Below are 15,870 nucleotides of genomic sequence, written 5' to 3'. Positions count from 1 at the left end.
TCGTGGCCAGATGACAAACGGGCTTGACGGGCCATGGCCGGTCAAGCCACCGCCTGCTTCGGCGTCACGCCGACTTGAGAACCGTGAACGGCCGCTTCTGAATGGCCCGTTTGGTCTGGAAATTCGCGGCCGGAGCCGGGCGGCCGACATGAAAGCCCTGGACTTTGTCGATGCCAAACTGGCGCATGAGGAGCATCTGCTCTTCGGTCTCCACCCCTTCGACCAGGATTTTGTGGCCGCGATTTCTGACCAGCGCGATGATATCCTGCAGCATCGCCATGCCCTTGGGTGTGCCGCAGTCGTGGAGAAACGAGCGGTCGATCTTGACCGTATCGAAATCGATGAGACGAAGCCACGAAAGGCCGGCGAAGCCCGTCCCGAAATCATCGAGCCATATTCTGATTCCGAGCAGCTTCAGATCGCTGATGCAGCGCAGGATGTCGGAGTGCATCTCCATCTCCAGCCCCTCGGTGATCTCGAAGGCCAGCCTGTTTCCGGTTACCCCGGTTTCGCCCAGAATGGTCGCGACCGACGTCGCGAAGCCGGGGGTCTTGAGCTGGATCGGCGAGACGTTGACGCTGGCGACGCGCACGTGATCCTGCGCCAGAAGTTCGGCGCACACCGTCCTTATTGCCCAGCGCCCGAGCTCGAGGATGGCGCCGGTCCGCTCCGCGACGGGAATGAACAGGCTCGGCGGAACCAGGGTCCCGTCGAGCATCTTGAGACGCATCAGCGCCTCCACGGCCTCGACCCGGCCCGACGCGACGTCCTGGATGGGCTGATAGACAAGCGAAACGAGATCCTGGCCGATCGCGATCTTCAGCAAAGCCGCGAGATTCTCGCTCTCGTCGCTGCTCTGGGGATCGGTCGGATCGAACAGCCGGACACAATTTCGGCCGCCGGCTTTTGCCAGATAGAGCGCTCGATCGGCCTCGTGGATGATCTTCTCCAGCTTGGCGGCGGTCTGCTTCCTGGTGAATGCCGCGCCTACGCTCGCCGTCACGATCGCGATGCCATCCCGCCGCAACTCGTGCGCGATCGCCAGATTCTCCACCGTGCTGCAAATGGCTTCGGCGAGATCCGCGACCTGGTCTTTCCTGGCCATGCGAGCCAGGACGATGAATTCCTCCCCACCATAGCGGCCGATGGAGCCATCATATTGCTTGATCAGGTCGCTGAGCGCCTCGGCGACCTGGATCAGGCAACGGTCACCTTCCTGATGGCCATAGCAATCGTTGAACTTCTTGAAGAAGTCGACGTCGATGAGGATCGCCGCAAAACCATGGCCAAGCTTTTGCCAGTCATTCCAGTAGTCGCGCAGTTTCTCGTCGATGGCGCGCCGGTTCTCCAGGCCTGTGAGCGGATCCGTCCGCGACAGCCTGAGCAGGGCCTTGCCGCGCTCGGTGGCCTCATTGTGCTGGATCTTGGCCTCCAGCGCGTTGAGGAAGACGTTGTAGCGCTCTTCGTTCAGCTTCCAGTTCACATAGGATGTGAACGTGAAGCACGAAACGTAGAAAGCGCCAAATACCATCTTATATGCCAGCGACGCGGGTAGAAAGTAGTTCACCACATACAAGATGCACAAAATTATAGTCGACGTTATGATCGACACTTTGAAACGGAACGTGAAGAAGAGATTGGCACTCATCATGAAAATGGTGCCGAAGACCATATAATAGGCGACGGTTTCCTTGTTCGCCCCCATGGAGGCGGGGTAAAGCCAGCCGATATAGCCGAAGATGATGGCCGCGGCGCAGGTTACGTCAAGCCAGTCCGTGGCGGCTCCCCTGCGAAGCTGTGCTTCCAGGACCAACAGTGCGGTCAGTCCGACAGCGAAGCGGGCCGTGATCGTGAGAGCGGCCACATCCGGTATCAGCAGCAGATCCGATACCGAAAACAAGACATAGATGACGACGGCGATCCAAAGGCCTGGCCTGGCTTCCTTCCTTCGCTTCGCCTGGGCTTCCGTACGGTAAAGGATGCGAAGTTCGGCCGCCCCCAGCTCCTGGCGGGGATCGTGCGGTTCCGAATCGACCGCATCGGCCACTCTGGATGACGCGCGTTCGTTCACGACAAATCCCGGCTGAAGGGCATCTCGCGTTCCGAATTCTTTTGCAGCTTCTGCCCCCAACGCAGACCGACTCCTTGGGCGCGACATCTCTTGCCGCGCGATCAAATGCAATGATGCAGGACAAGTTTCCGTTAACTCGAACCCGGAATCCCCTCCTTAAAAACCCCAAAGAATTGACATGGTTAGCGGGAAATTAATCATACCGATAAAATGCCCGGGACCCGACATTGGCAAACCGAATATTCTAAGCAATAAGTTAACTGACTGTTAACTATGGAGTCTTGGTGTGCAAACTGTCTTTGATGGCCAGAGTCTGATTACTGCGGAGGCAATTGCCAGTGGTCTCCGTCGAGGAAAGCCCGAGCATCATGGCGAAGCGTTCGAAACCGCTCGCGCGGAGCTGGCGCTCATCCTCCACGCGACGCAGCAACAGGTCGAGCAGCAAAAGTTTCCCGCCGAGATCGTTCGCCGCCTGCTGTCGCTTCTCAACGCGTTGCGTGCCAAGGTTCATCCCGACGTGTGGCAAGCCTTGATACCGGTGGCGCAGAACCACCCGATCCAGAAGTACTTTCTCGAGGATCCGCTGACGCATTGGTCCTTCACCAAGCCTAGGGGTTATTCCGGCGACGCGCAGTTGCTCGACTACATCTATTGTGACCCGCACGTGGCCGAGAGCGTGGCGAACGCCTCGGAGATCGGCAAGGCGCTTTACAGCCATACCCAGAACGTGCCGTCATGCGTCGCGGCACGGGAGCGCCGCGATCTGCTGACCCGCTATGTCGATGAGACCGCGACCAAGAATGGACCGGAAACCGAAGTCCTGGCTATCGCGGCCGGCCATCTGCGCGAAGCGAACCGTTCGGCCGCGTTGGCCGAGGGCGGCCTCAAGCGCTGGGTCGCGCTCGACCAGGATCCCCAGAGCGTCGGACTGATCGCGCGCGATTTCCAGGGCACCGCGGTCGAGGCCATCGACGGCTCGGTACGGACCGTGCTCACCAGGGGCCACAAGCTTGGCAAGTTCGATCTCATCTATGCCTCCGGGCTTTACGACTACCTCCAGCACAACGTCGCCGTGAAACTCACCAAGACCTGTCTGCAGATGCTGAAGCCGAACGGGACATTCCTGTTTGCGAACTACGCCGAGGGCACTCCTGACGCCGGCTACCGGGAAACGTTCATGGACTGGGTGCTGCTGCTGCGGTCGGAAGTCGACATGTGGAACATCATCAATGCCAGCGTCGACCGCAACACCGTGGAGGCGCAAGTGTACTTCGGCGAGAATCGCAACGTGCTCTACGGCGTCATCCAAAAGCGCGGCTAATACCCACCTGGATGGCACGCCGGCCAAGGACCTCGAGCGCTTCACGGAGTGCTCGAGGGTGTAAGCCCCCTCACGCGCGATCCACGCCCTTTCGGAGACGCCTGAACCCTACCCGAAAATCCGATCTCCCTGCTCGTCGACGAGCTGGATGCCTTTCTTGATCGAGATGTCGACGGCGTCGTCCAGTCCGGCGAAACGGTCGGCACGGATGAATTTGTGCTCCTTCACCACGCCATCGACCTCCTTGGAGACGACGCCGCAGGTCTGGTACTGGCCTTCGGTTTTGTAGGGCGTGGCGCTGATCGTAAAACCCTTGTGCTCGACCTGCTTGGCGGGCGCAGCACTTGCGGGCTCGGCGGCTTCGCCGCCACCGCCGCCGAAAAGACGTTTCAGAAAAGACATCGCTCAAATCTCCTTGCCGCCTGCGATCGCCGTCGGTATGCGATTCACGACGCTGTCGGCCCAGCATGCGCGAATGTGCCGCCGCGTTCCAGCCCCCTGATGAAGACGGTGACCAGGAGCTCGATCTGCCGATCGATCTCGTCCGCCTGCCGGCGCACGGACCTTGCCGCATAACCGCTGGTGACGATGCCATGCACGCTTGACCAGAGGGTTCGCGCGGCGATCCGGCGTGTGTCCTCGTCGAGATCGAAGCCGCCATCGGCAAGGACGCTGGCGATGATCTCGAACAACTGGTCGAGCCGTGCCTCGTAGACGTCGGGCGCGGTCAGTACCGGACGCCGCCTGTTGAAGGCAAGCAGCGCCGGCCAGCTGCCGGGATGCGCCTCGACGAAGCGAACATAGGCGCCGGCCAGCGCCATCAGCCGTTGGCGCACGTCGGTGATGCCGCGCCTGCCAAGATCGGCCATCGCCGCAGCGCCGGCGATCCCCAACCGGTCGAGCAGCCGCATGTTGACTGCGCGGTGGACCCCGTCGAGATCGGAAAACAGATTGTAGACCGAGCCGACCGAGATGCCCGCCTGTTCGGCGATGGTCCTGGCCTTCAGATTGTCCATGCCGCCTTCGTTGAGCAGCGTCTCGGCAATGGCCAGCACCCGCTCGCCCGTCTCTTCCTTGTCCAGCGCCATATCAGTCCTTTTTGGATGCGCGTGCCTTCGACGGCACGCTTTTTCGCACCCCGACTTCCCTTCGTTTACCATATGCCGGATATAGTGAACAGCGTTCATAATTCTTTTGGCGCCGGGCACGGCCCGGCGGTGAAGGTGCGCGCCAGGGCGTGCTCGAGCGCCTGAAGACCATCAACTGAAGATTTTTGGACCTGACCACGACCACATCAAACCCAACTTCGATCCAATCAAAGGAACACGACAATGAACGGCAATCAGACCTATATCGTGTTCAACACCGTCTCGGTCGGCGCCGCCTACTTCATGCTTGGCCTGCCCCTGTGGCTGGCGCCGGTCGACCTGTCGACCAAGGGCTACTGGGCCATGGGTATCCTGCTGCTCACCGGCAGCCTGGTGAACTGGTCAAGTACCGCACCGACGAGCGCATCTCCGCCGAGACCACCGCCAAGATCGAAAAGGCGCGCAACGAAAAGCTGATCAGCGAATATGTCGGCAAGGAATGATGCCGGCATGGCCTGACGAGAAAAGCCCGGGTCTCCCCGGGCTTTTCTGTTGGGCTTTCGCGCTTCAAGAGACGCGCGGACATCATGAGATCAGCGGTGCGACAGCGCTTCCAGCGCTTCGGCGGCGGCTTCTAGAATGGCGATCGCCTCGGCCTGCTTTTCAGCTGGCGCATCGACAATGTCGCCGAGTGCCGCGCGCAGCCGGTGGCGGATGGCACGGAATTCGTCACGCGTTTCCGAGCGCTCGCCACGGCCGCTCCGGCCGCCGCGGCGGTCCTCGCCGTCATCGTTCCAGCCGAACCAGTCGCGCGCCTTGGCCATCTTGCGGCCGAAGCGCTCGAGATGATCGAGCACGCCGTCGATCATTTCGCGGTTGTCGGCCAGATGCGCCTGCCCGGCCTCGGTGATCGAGAACACCTTCTTGTTGCCTTCGCTCGTCGACACGGCATAGCCGGCCTCTTCCAGGAAGGTCAGCGTCGGGTAGACCACGCCCGGGCTCGGGCTGTAGATGCCGCTGGTGCGCTCTTCCAGCGCCTTGATGATGTCGTAGCCGTGGCGCGGCGCCTCGGCCAGCAGCGACAGCGTGATCAGCTTGAGGTCACCGTCGGCGAGCATCCGTCCGGCGCGGAACATGTCGCCCGGGCCGCGGCCACCGCCCCTGCCGCCGAACGGACCGAAGCCGCCGCCCCCTCTGCCACCAAATTTGCCGCCAAACTTGCCGGCCATGTGCATGAACATGCGCTCGCCAAAATGATGATGATCGGAATGATCGTGTCTGTGCATTGATTGCTCCTTGAGTTCTATCTTACGATATATCTTAGTTAGGCGCGCAGTGCCGTCAAGTCAAGATATATCTTACGATGTATCTGGCCACGAGCCAAGCGACATCGTGGCTTCGAAGCGTCAGGCTCGGCAGGAATGGATGGAGTGCGAATGGACTACCAGCGGCCTTTGCGCCGATTCCAGCCGTAGAGGAGATCGGCGAAGCGATCATAGGCAAGGCGGGTCAGCGGCAGCATAAGCCGATTGCCGAACAGGCTTGCCAGCCAGCCCTCACCCGGCGTCAACAGCCAGACCGCGATCGCCACATCGGCGCCGATCAGCAAATTGCCATCCGCATCGGTGGCATGCAGCCGGCGGCGGATGTCCTCCAGCGAGACGCCGTGCGACGACAGCGCATCCGGCTCCAGGTTGATATCGCGGAACTCGACCCGACCGGCCTTGACCGCCGCGATCAGCCGCCCCTTCTGCCTGCTGATGCCGGCATCGCAGACCGGACAGCGCGTGTTGTACCAGACGGTCAGCGCGGGGCCGGGCATCGGTCAGCCGTGATCGTGCCGATGATGCAGGTCGGGATAGTGCGGATGCTTGTGACGTAGCGGCGCATGCCGGTGCCAGTGCGAATGCGGCTCGCGGACCGGTCCGTCATGATGGTGCTGGTGATGCTCGTCATGAACATGGCTGTGCTCGTGCTCCAGCGCCTCATGGTCGTGCTCATGCTCATGGCGCTCGGACAGATGCAGCCACAGGCCAACCCCCATCAGCAGACCGGCTATCCCGAGCTTGAGCGTGACGGCATCGCCCAGCATCAGGATCGCCAGCAACGCGCCGATGAAGGGAGCAAGCGAATAGTAGGCTCCCGTGCGTGCCGAACCGAGGTGACGCAGCGCGAGGATGAACATGACGAGGCTGACGCCGATGCCGAAGAAACCGACGGCGGCCGTGGCCATCACCGTGGTCGCGGCGGGAAATGCCGCGCCGGAGGCGAGCGCCAGCCCGACATTAGCGGCGCCCGCCACCAATCCCTTCAGCATTGCGATGGCCACCGGATCGGCCGCCGATATCTTGCGGGTGAAATTATTGTCCAGGCCCCATGCCAGGCAGGCCCCCGCGACAAGCAGCGCGCCTACATTGAAGGCAATGCCTTGCCCCGCCCATGACAGCAGCACCGCGCCCGCCAGAATGGCGAAAGCACCGAAAAGCAGACGCCGGTCGACATTTTCGCGATAAACGAGCCACGCGATCGCCATTGTCGCCAGGCCTTCCAGATTGAGCAACAGGGCGGAACTGGACGCAGTGTTGAGAGTGAGGCCAAACATCAAGAGCACCGGTCCAACGATGCCGCCCATACCGATTGTCAGCGCCAGCCAAGGAATATCCCCGGCGGCAAGGCGCGCCTCTCCGTCGCCCGCTCCCCCGCCGCGCAAGAGCCGGTAGAGCGCTAGGCCAATGCCGGCGCCGAGATACAACAGACCCGCCAGCATGAACGGGCTGACGTTGTCGAGCAGCAGTTTGGAAAGCGGCGGCGTTGCGCCAAACAAGGCGGCCGAGCCGAGCGCAAGCGGCACGCCGGGCCACAGATGCGAATGGGAATGTGCTTCGGGCATGGCTCACCCTATCACGGCGGCGGGCCATGTCATCGACGAGACCACTCGACACGGCATGCGTCGCTGTCCAACCGATGCGTCAGTTCCGATGCATCGCCACCTTGGGCCCGACGCATTTGTTGTCGCGAAACAGCGCCCACTCCTCGCACAGGCGACCGCTGGGCAGGCGGCAAAACCCGTATTCGTTGCCGGCCTTGTCCTTCCTAACCACGAAGCGGCCGCCGATCGCACCGCAGTGGGCCGATGCCGGATTGGCCATGCCGACCGGTTTTTGTGCGGCGCCGGCGTCGATGGGCATCGACGACATCAAGGCAAGACCGGCGGCCAGTATCGAAAAATTGTTCATGCGATCTCTCCTTGGCCGCATGTCTACCACGGCGAGACGTCCTGTCCCGAGGCAGCTGTCAAATTTGTCGTAACGCGCGCCGGATCACGTGCCGTTGAGGCGGCACCTGATCCGGCTGTCCGCAGAAACCCCATCATCCAAGTGAGGTGATGATCTCGCGATAGGCGAATTCGGGGAACGCCTTCATCGTCCGCGTCCTGATGTTGCCGGCCGCCGCCAGCATCAGCGAAAAACGCGCGAGCACCGCGTCGTCGGGCGCCTCGACCACCGCCACCATGTCGTACTCGCCCATGGTCAGGTAGAACGCCTTGAACGATCCCCCCATCTCGCCCAGTTGCTTCCTGGCGGCATCGAGCCGCTTCGGGGATTCGCGCACGTTCTTGGCGCCCTGCTCGGTCCAGTTCATCAGCACGATGTAGCTTGTCATGGCACACCTCCCTCCGGGGCCACGGAGCACGGCACTCAGGCCGTGGGTCTGTCGACACGGCCTCGACCGGGGCGGGCTTCCGGGGTTGTCGCCCGAAAAATGCATCCGACGCGAAATTATCCTCCCTAAGGTCGCGGGTCGCAAGAGCGAACACGCCTATGAAAAAGGGCGCCCGTGGCGCCCTTTATCTCCAATGCGATTGGCAGGTCTCAGCTATCCAGGAAGCTGCGCAGCTTGCGGCTCCGGCTCGGGTGCTTGAGCTTGCGCAGCGCCTTGGCTTCGATCTGGCGGATACGCTCGCGGGTGACCGAGAACTGCTGGCCGACTTCTTCCAGCGTGTGGTCGGTGTTCATGCCGATGCCGAAGCGCATTCTGAGCACGCGCTCCTCACGCGGCGTCAGCGAGGCCAGAACGCGCGTGGTGGTCTCGCGCAGATTGGCCTGGATCGCCGCGTCGATCGGCAGGATCGCCATCTTGTCCTCGATGAAATCGCCCAGATGCGAATCCTCCTCGTCGCCGACCGGCGTTTCGAGCGAGATCGGCTCCTTGGCGATCTTCAAGACCTTGCGCACTTTTTCGAGCGGCATGGCGAGCTTTTCGGCCAGTTCCTCCGGCGTCGGCTCGCGGCCGATCTCGTGCAGCATCTGGCGCGAGGTGCGCACGATCTTGTTGATCGTCTCGATCATGTGCACCGGGATGCGGATGGTGCGGGCCTGGTCGGCGATCGAACGCGTGATCGCTTGCCGGATCCACCATGTCGCGTAGGTCGAGAACTTGTAGCCGCGGCGGTATTCGAATTTGTCGACCGCCTTCATCAGGCCGATATTGCCTTCCTGGATCAGGTCGAGGAACTGCAGGCCGCGATTGGTGTACTTCTTGGCGATCGAGATGACGAGGCGCAGATTGGCCTCGACCATTTCCTTCTTGGCGATCGCGGCTTCGCGCTCGCCCTTCTGCACCTGGTTGACGATTTTCCGGAATTCCAGGATCGAGATCGCCGTTTCGGTGGCCAGGTGCTGGATCTCGGCGCGCAGATCCTTGATCGCATCCTTCTCGTTCTTGGTGAATTCCTTCCAGCCGCGCGAGGTCAGGTTGGCGATCGAGCGCGTCCAGTTCGGATCGAGTTCGGAGCCCTGATATTCCTTCAGGAACTCCTCGCGGCGCACGCCATAGCTTTCGGCGAGGCGCAAAAGCTTGCCCTCGTTCTGCACCAGGCGCTTGTTGATGTCGTAGAGCTGCTCGACCAGCGCCTCGATGCGCGCCGTGTTGAGCGACAGCGACTTCACCGCCTTGATCAGCTGGTCCTTCAGCTCCTTCAGCCGGCGGTCCTGGCTGGGCGACAGCGTGCCGGCGGCGGCCAGCCGGTTCTCGACCTGCTGGTCCTGCAGCTTCCTGAGCTTCTTGTAGGTGTCGGCGATGACGTCGAGCGTCTCCATCACCTGCGGGCGCAGTTCGGCTTCCATCGCCGCCAGCGACAGGCTCGCCTCGTCCTCGTCTTCCTCGTCGTCGTCGCCGATGCCGCGCGTATCGACGCCGACATTGGTGATGTCGTCTTCATCGTCGCGTCCGCGGCGCGGCTTTTCCTCGGCCTTGGGCGCTTCCTCGACCCGTTCGACCACCGGCGCCTGCTTGGCTTCGGGGCCGGCATAGGTGGCTTCGAGGTCGATGATCTCGCGCAGCAGGATCTTGGATTCGTTGAGCTCGTCGCGCCAGATGATGATCGCCTGGAAGGTCAGCGGGCTTTCGCAGAGGCCTGCGATCATCGTCTCGCGGCCGGCCTCGATGCGCTTGGCGATCGCGATTTCGCCCTCGCGCGACAGCAGCTCGACCGAGCCCATTTCGCGCAGATACATGCGCACCGGATCGTCGGTGCGGTCGGTCGGCTCTTTCTTGGTGGTGGTGGCGGCGACCGCGGTGCCGGTCTGCTCGGCAAGCTCGTTGGCGTCTTCCTCGGCATCGGCGGCTGTGTCGCCGGCCTCGGCCTCTTCGCCCTGCTCGTCATCCTCGACGACGTTGATGCCCATGTCGGACAGCATCGCCATCGTGTCCTCGATCTGCTCAGAAGTCACTTCCTCGGAAGGCAGCACCGAATTCAGCTCGTCCATGGTGACATAACCGCGCTTCTTGGCGGCCTTGATCATCTTCTTGACAGCATCATCGGAAAGGTCGAGCAAGGGCCCATCGGTGGCGCCTTCGCGTTCGGTCTCGGCCTCTTCCTTTTCTTTTGTCGCCATAGTCTTTATCTTCTCCTAGCGGCCGGCCATGGGGGCCGCGTCAGCTGTCGGACCAGTCAAATCGGATACGCCCGTTTTTCTAAACGCGCTTCACCCGGCCCATGAGCTGCATCCACTCTTTTGTTTGGTGCATGCCGTTGCCCCAAAACCGGGTTCCACTCTTGGGCGGCATACATTAAGTCCAGATTAACCCTGATATCTGTGTCAGGCGGGCCGCCTGTCCAGTGACCAAGTACCTTGCATCGCTTGTTTCCCGTCGACGCGGGTGCGGGTTAACGTTTCGAATCGTCCTGATTCCGCCATTCTGTCCGAAGGTCAAGCGCCTCTGGCATGATTCGCATGAAAAAAGCGAATCAATTACCCGACTTAGCGCGCCTCGCCCCCAGGGGAAGCGTGGCCGCGCCTTCATTTCGCGCTCGCATGCACCTAGGCTCGCCCAGCCCTGCCCGACGAAACACCGAATCCTTCGATCAGCGCTTCCGTCGCTTGTACATCCTGAAATTGCGCCTGAATTTCGATCAGATGGCGGAAGTTTTCGTCCGAAGGATCCGCTTCGAGGGCCGCTTCCGCCTGTTTCAACTCCTTATGTAAGGTGCGCGCGCTGCGCTGCAAGTGCAACGCCTGGTTCAGAGCGTCGCGGGCATCCTCGAGGGCCGCCGTCTCCAGCGCCGGCCATTGCCGCGCCCGCTTGATCAGGCCGACGGCGCGCTCCCAGATCTCGGCGCAGCCGGCGCGCTCTATCGTCGCCACCACGGCGTGGCGGTCATTGGCCATGTTATGCGCCATCGCGTCGAGGATGGCGGCGTGCAGCCGCGTCAGGTCGGAATTGGCGAGGTCGAGGAACTCGACATGGGCGAAATTCTCGTCGATCAGCGCCGGGTGGTTGACCAATGCCACGATGATCGTCGCCTCGCGCACCGACATCCCCTCGCCGCGCCTGACCAGCGCCGACTGGCCGAGGCTTTCGGTGATCGCCATGCGCCCGCCGCCTGCCTTGGCGAATTGCCCGCCGGGCGCGGGCTTGCCCTGGCCGCGCTGACCGGGCCGGCCGCCATCCTGACGGCCTTGCCGCGCATTGCGCTGCGAGCCGAAGAAGCTCAGCACCCGCTCGCGCATTTCCTGCTGGTAGTGGTAGCGCGTGCTTTCGTCGCGGATGCGGCTGCTGAGTTCCCGCAGTGTCTGTCCCAATTCCGCCCGCCGCTCGGGCGTGTCGAAGACGCCGCCCGCCGTCTCGCGCATCCACAACAGGTCGACCAGCGGCCGCGCATCGGCCAGCACGGCGCGGAAGGCCTCCGGCCCCTCGGCCTTGACCAGATCGTCGGGATCCTTGCCTTCCGGCAGCAGCGCGAAGCGCGCCGAGCGTCCGGCCTGCACCGATGGCAGCGCCAGATCGGCGGCCCGCCAGGCCGCCTTCAGCCCGGCCTTGTCGCCGTCGAAGCACAGCATCGGCTCCGGCGCCATGCGCCACAACAGTTCGAGCTGGTTTTCGGTGAGCGCCGTGCCGAGCGGCGCCACGACATTCTCGAAGCCGGCCTGCGCCAGCGCGATCACGTCCATGTAGCCTTCGACCGCGATGACCGTACCGCCCTTGGCCAGAGCCCCCTTTGACAGCGCCTGCCGGGCGCGGGCGAAATTGTAGAGCACGTTACCCTTGTGGAAGAGCTCGGTATCGGGCGAGTTCATGTATTTGGCGAGCGCGTCGGGGGCCAGCGCGCGGCCGCCGAAGGCGATGATCTTGCCGCGCGAATCCGGGATCGGGAACATGATGCGGTCGCGAAACCAGTCATAGGAGACCGGAATGTCGTCGCCATGGCGCACCAGCCCGCAGGCCTCGATATCGGCTTTCGGCACACCCTTGGCCGCCAGATGCTCCTTCAGCGCGTTGCGGCTGTCGGGCGCGAAGCCGAGCCGGAACGACTGCTGTGTCGCCGGCGTCAGCCCACGATCGCGCAGATAGGCGCGGGCCTTGGCGCCCTCGGGCCCTTGCAGGCGCTCCTGGAAAAAGGCGGTCGCCATCTCCATGACTTCGGTCAGGCTGGCGCGTTCCTGCTCGCGCCGCTCTTCCTGTGCGTCGCGAACCGGCATCGGCACGCCGGCCATGTCGGCGATCTTCTCGACCGCCTCGGGAAAACTCAGTCCTTCGAGCTCGGTCAGGAATTTAAAATGGTCGCCCGAGACCGAGCAGCCGAAACAGTGGTAACGGCCCTTCTTGTCCTCGCAGTGGAAGGACGGGCTCTTCTCGCCATGGAACGGACAGCAGGCCCAATAATCGCCGCGCGACATATTGGTCTTCTTGCGATCCCACGCAACGCGCTGGCCGATGACCTGCGAAATCGGCACGCGGTCGCGTATCTCGTCAAGGAAGGCGGGCGGAAATCGCATCGGGGAACTCGTTTCGTCACCATATAATCATGCCCGCGATTTCAGACGACCCCCAATAGAGGCCATACCCGGTTTCCACAGGGCAAGGCGACCCCGCTGTACCGCCGGTCAGTCGCCGTCGTCGACCAAACTCTCGATCGGCAATTCGAGAGCACGGGCAATCCGCAGCCAAAGCGTGACGTCCCCACCGCGCTTTCCGTTCTCGATATCCGAAAGATAGTTCTGGGTCACGCCCACGGAGGCAGCGAGAACGGCCTGGGTCTGCTTGCGGTATCTGCGCTAAAAAGCGAGCGGAGAGACCGCGCCGACAAGTGCTCGTGCTTCATCGGGCGTAAGACCGGGAAGCTGCCCGGCACGAAACCCGCCAAGCGCCTGCGCATGCTCCAGCGATTCACGAAGGGCTTCCAGTTCGCTGCGAGGCAGGAGGGCCAGTTCCTCGCCACCTGGCGTCGTGACATAGGCGACGTTGTTCATCCCGGCATTTCCTTCAATCATATACCGATCCACGCGGTCCGATCTTGGTCACGATGATCTCTTGATCCGTCTCTTCGAAGATCACGCGATAGAAGGCGACCCTTGCGGGCCGCCTGCTATCGAAAGGCCGGCGACATGCCGGCTATCGTAGATGATTACTGCGCGGCAAGCGCGCCGAAGATGACGCCGGAGAGGATGCCGACCAGCACATAGTCATTGCCGACGCGGATCCATTCCTGGCCGCGGCCGGGACGATGCAGTCCATAGCGGCCATAATCGCGGATCGGCTGGTGCTGCCTCCAGCCGGAATATTTCTGGCCGTTGCGCCAGTGGTTCCGCTTCACGATCACCTTCTTCTGGACGAACCGCTTCTGGATGACGCGCTTCTTGACATCCCGGTTGGAGGGCTTCTGCCAGTCGACCTTGGCGTAGTTCGACTGCGGCGCCACTGGCGCGTTCATCGGCGCTGCCTGGCCGGTGAGCGAGGTGGCGGCCAGCATCGAGAAAGCGAGAGCGGAAAGGACAATGCGTTTCATCAGAAGTCTCCTTGGTTGTCGATGCCAGGGGAATAGCGGCCAAGGGATGAACCGAAACTGAACGCCGGCATTACAATTATGTAACGAATTCGGACGGTTAATCCAAAGATTTGAACATCGTCGCAAAGACGGGCGCCAAAAGCGTCGCAGGTCCGGCCGAATCCACTGCTTAGGCCCATGCAACCATTTGCGGGCCCGTCCATTTTCCGACACCGGCTGTCGCCTCGCGGCGGCCCTTGAAATCGACAAATTTTTATTAACCGGCTAAAATATTCCGGCTATATTCCAAGGCTGCCATGACCATGATTCGTGCCCTCGTCTTCGCCCCCTGTCGCCATGCTGCCCGAAGCGCGCGCCATGCCCGCGCGCAGGCGCGGCGATGAGCGGCTCGGTCGTCCTTCTGCATCTGGCCGGCGCGGTCGCGCTGATGCTGTTTGCCACCCGCATGGTCAAGACCGGCGTCGAACGCGCCTATGGCGACGTGCTGCGTCATCGTCTGCGCGCCACCATGCGCAATCCGGTCATGGCGGTGCTGGCCGGCACCGGCCTTGCGATCGCGCTGCAAAGCTCGACCGCCGTCACCTTGCTGGTCGGCTCCTTCGCCGGTTCCGGCATCGTTTCGGGCGCCGCCGGCCAGTTGGCCGTGCGTGGCGCCGAGATCGGCTCGGCTCTGGTGGTCAAGCTGCTGACCTTCGATCTCACGCTGCTGGTGCCGCTCTGCCTGACATCAGGCACGGTGATGTTCATGGCCACCGAGCGGCGCGACTGGCGCCAGATCGGCCGCATCCTGGTCGGCATCGGCCTCTTGATCCTGTCCCTCGAAATGATCGGCCAGGCGTCCGAGCCGCTGCGTAACAGCCAGTTGCTGCCGGTCATCCTCAATTACTTCTCCACCGATTCCATTACCGCCTACCTGCTGGCGGCAATGATCACCTGGCTGTTCCAGTCGAGCATCGCGGCGGTGCTGTTGATGGCCACGCTGGCCGGCCGCGGTCTGATCAGCCCCGAACTCGGCCTCGTCCTCATCCTTGGGGTCAATCTCGGTTCATCGCTCATCGCGCCGATGCTGACACGCTCGGCCAGCCCCGAAGTCCGCGTCGTGCCGGTCGGCAACCTCCTGATGCGCGGGCTGGGCTCGCTGGTCATGCTGATCCTGTTCATGATCTTCCGGCCGCATGTCGCCTTCCTCGGCCCGATGGCGGCCGATCAGATCGTCAACGCCCATATCCTGTTCAACGTGATCATCCTGCTCGCCGGCCTGCCGCTGGCCGGTTTGGTCTACCGAGCCTCCGAAAGGATCGTGGCACTCGGAGCCAAGCCGGCGCCGGCCGCCACGCTCGACGTCGTCGAACTGTCGGCGCTCAACGAAAGCGCGCTCGATGTGCCGAGCCAGGCTCTGGCCAACGCCACACGCGAGGTGGTGCGGGTCTGCGAGACGGTCGAGATCATGCTCAAGCGTATCATCGAACTCTATGAGGACGCCGACTCGGACAAGATCAAGGCATTGGCGGCGCTCGACGACCGTGTCGACCGCAGGCACGCGGCCATAAAGCTCTACCTCGCCAAGGTCACGAGGAACCCGATGACCGAAGACGAGGCGCTGCGCTGCCAGGAGCTGATCGGCGCCTGCGTCAAGCTCGAGCAGGTCGGCGACATCGTCGTGCGCAACATGCTGGTCCATGTGAAGAAGAAATTCGAACGCGGGCTGGAATTCACCGACGAAGGCTGGAGCGAATTGTGCGCCTTCCACGCCTCAGTGCTGGCCAATGCCCGGCTTGCCTTCAACGTGCTGGTCTCGCGCGATGCCGAAACCGCACGCCAGCTGGTGCTGGAGAAGGACCAGCTGCGCGACCGCGAAAAAGAAACCAGCGCCAGCCATTTCCTGCGGCTGCGCGAAGGCACCGCCAAAAGCGTCGAAACCAGTTCGATCCACCTCGATACCATCCGCGACCTGAAGCAGATCAACTCGCTGCTGGCCTCGATGGCCTATCCCGTGCTGGAAGAGCGCGGCCTGCTCACGGGGTCACGGCTGAAGGCCAGCTAGGCGACAACGGTTCGCCGCGGCGGCATCCACCTTGGCAACAAGGGGTAGGCATTCCAG

15 protein-coding genes are annotated in these 15,870 nt (G+C 62.6%); 3 read left to right on the top strand and 12 right to left on the bottom strand.

Annotated elements, in window-relative coordinates; all coding sequences use genetic code 11:
- Positions 1-64: 64 nt before the first annotated feature.
- Entirely contained in the window at positions 65-2,158 is a 2,094-nt protein-coding gene (locus FJ492_RS17510; RefSeq protein WP_246676050.1) for an EAL domain-containing protein, read from the bottom strand.
- Between the two features lie 199 nt (positions 2,159-2,357).
- Between FJ492_RS17510 and FJ492_RS17505 the strand changes: the two genes are divergently transcribed.
- Entirely contained in the window at positions 2,358-3,392 is a 1,035-nt protein-coding gene (locus FJ492_RS17505; protein ID WP_140771180.1) for a class I SAM-dependent methyltransferase, read from the top strand.
- 108 nt (positions 3,393-3,500) lie between these two features.
- Here FJ492_RS17505 and FJ492_RS17500 read toward each other — a convergent pair whose 3' ends face one another.
- Positions 3,501-3,794 (bottom strand): HlyU family transcriptional regulator, encoded by a 294-nt coding sequence (locus FJ492_RS17500; RefSeq protein WP_027145774.1) that lies wholly within the window; start codon positions 3,792-3,794, stop codon positions 3,501-3,503.
- 44 nt (positions 3,795-3,838) lie between these two features.
- Positions 3,839-4,480 carry a TetR/AcrR family transcriptional regulator gene (locus FJ492_RS17495; RefSeq protein WP_140505150.1) on the bottom strand — a complete coding sequence of 214 codons (642 nt, stop codon included), beginning with the start codon at positions 4,478-4,480 and terminating at the stop codon, positions 3,839-3,841.
- 243 nt (positions 4,481-4,723) lie between these two features.
- On the opposite strand from FJ492_RS17495, the gene FJ492_RS17490 reads away from it, so the two are divergent.
- Entirely contained in the window at positions 4,724-4,957 is a 234-nt protein-coding gene (locus tag FJ492_RS17490) for a YiaA/YiaB family inner membrane protein (RefSeq protein WP_246676049.1), read from the top strand.
- Positions 4,958-5,073: 116 nt separating this feature from the next.
- Here the strand turns inward: FJ492_RS17490 and FJ492_RS17485 are convergent, their stop codons facing one another.
- From FJ492_RS17485 to FJ492_RS17440, 9 genes are all read right to left on the bottom strand, one after another.
- Positions 5,074-5,766, bottom strand: coding sequence for a PadR family transcriptional regulator (locus FJ492_RS17485; protein ID WP_140505148.1), 693 nt, complete (start codon positions 5,764-5,766; stop codon positions 5,074-5,076).
- A 155-nt stretch (positions 5,767-5,921) separates the two neighbouring features.
- Entirely contained in the window at positions 5,922-6,302 is a 381-nt protein-coding gene (locus FJ492_RS17480) for a DCC1-like thiol-disulfide oxidoreductase family protein (RefSeq protein WP_140505147.1), read from the bottom strand.
- A gap of 3 nt (positions 6,303-6,305) precedes the next feature.
- A complete protein-coding gene (locus FJ492_RS17475; protein WP_140771178.1) occupies positions 6,306-7,370 on the bottom strand; it encodes a DMT family transporter in 1,065 nt (354 codons plus the stop codon).
- Positions 7,371-7,449: 79 nt separating this feature from the next.
- The gene (locus FJ492_RS17470; protein WP_140771176.1) at positions 7,450-7,716 is read right to left on the bottom strand and encodes a DUF333 domain-containing protein; all 267 of its coding nucleotides are present in this window, start codon (positions 7,714-7,716) and stop codon (positions 7,450-7,452) included.
- Between the two features lie 133 nt (positions 7,717-7,849).
- Positions 7,850-8,143 (bottom strand): GYD domain-containing protein, encoded by a 294-nt coding sequence (locus FJ492_RS17465; protein WP_140505142.1) that lies wholly within the window; start codon positions 8,141-8,143, stop codon positions 7,850-7,852.
- Positions 8,144-8,352: 209 nt separating this feature from the next.
- The gene (gene rpoD, locus FJ492_RS17460; RefSeq protein ID WP_140505140.1) at positions 8,353-10,377 is read right to left on the bottom strand and encodes an RNA polymerase sigma factor RpoD; all 2,025 of its coding nucleotides are present in this window, start codon (positions 10,375-10,377) and stop codon (positions 8,353-8,355) included.
- A 426-nt stretch (positions 10,378-10,803) separates the two neighbouring features.
- Positions 10,804-12,759, bottom strand: coding sequence for a DNA primase (dnaG, locus tag FJ492_RS17455; protein ID WP_140771174.1), 1,956 nt, complete (start codon positions 12,757-12,759; stop codon positions 10,804-10,806).
- Positions 12,760-13,038: 279 nt separating this feature from the next.
- Positions 13,039-13,233 carry a hypothetical protein gene (locus tag FJ492_RS17445; RefSeq protein WP_140505135.1) on the bottom strand — a complete coding sequence of 65 codons (195 nt, stop codon included), beginning with the start codon at positions 13,231-13,233 and terminating at the stop codon, positions 13,039-13,041.
- 155 nt (positions 13,234-13,388) lie between these two features.
- Complete coding sequence (locus FJ492_RS17440) at positions 13,389-13,769, bottom strand: RcnB family protein (RefSeq protein WP_140505133.1); 381 nt, start codon at positions 13,767-13,769, stop codon at positions 13,389-13,391.
- Positions 13,770-14,148: 379 nt separating this feature from the next.
- On the opposite strand from FJ492_RS17440, the gene FJ492_RS17435 reads away from it, so the two are divergent.
- Positions 14,149-15,813: a Na/Pi cotransporter family protein gene (locus FJ492_RS17435; RefSeq protein WP_140771172.1), complete on the top strand. Its 1,665-nt coding sequence runs from the start codon at positions 14,149-14,151 to the stop codon at positions 15,811-15,813.
- Positions 15,814-15,870 lie beyond the last annotated feature (57 nt).

Origin of the sequence: Mesorhizobium sp. B2-5-4, assembly GCF_006441095.1 — a bacterium.
GTDB lineage: Bacteria > Pseudomonadota > Alphaproteobacteria > Rhizobiales > Rhizobiaceae > Mesorhizobium > Mesorhizobium salmacidum.
This window is presented reverse-complemented; position numbering and strand designations above follow the sequence as displayed.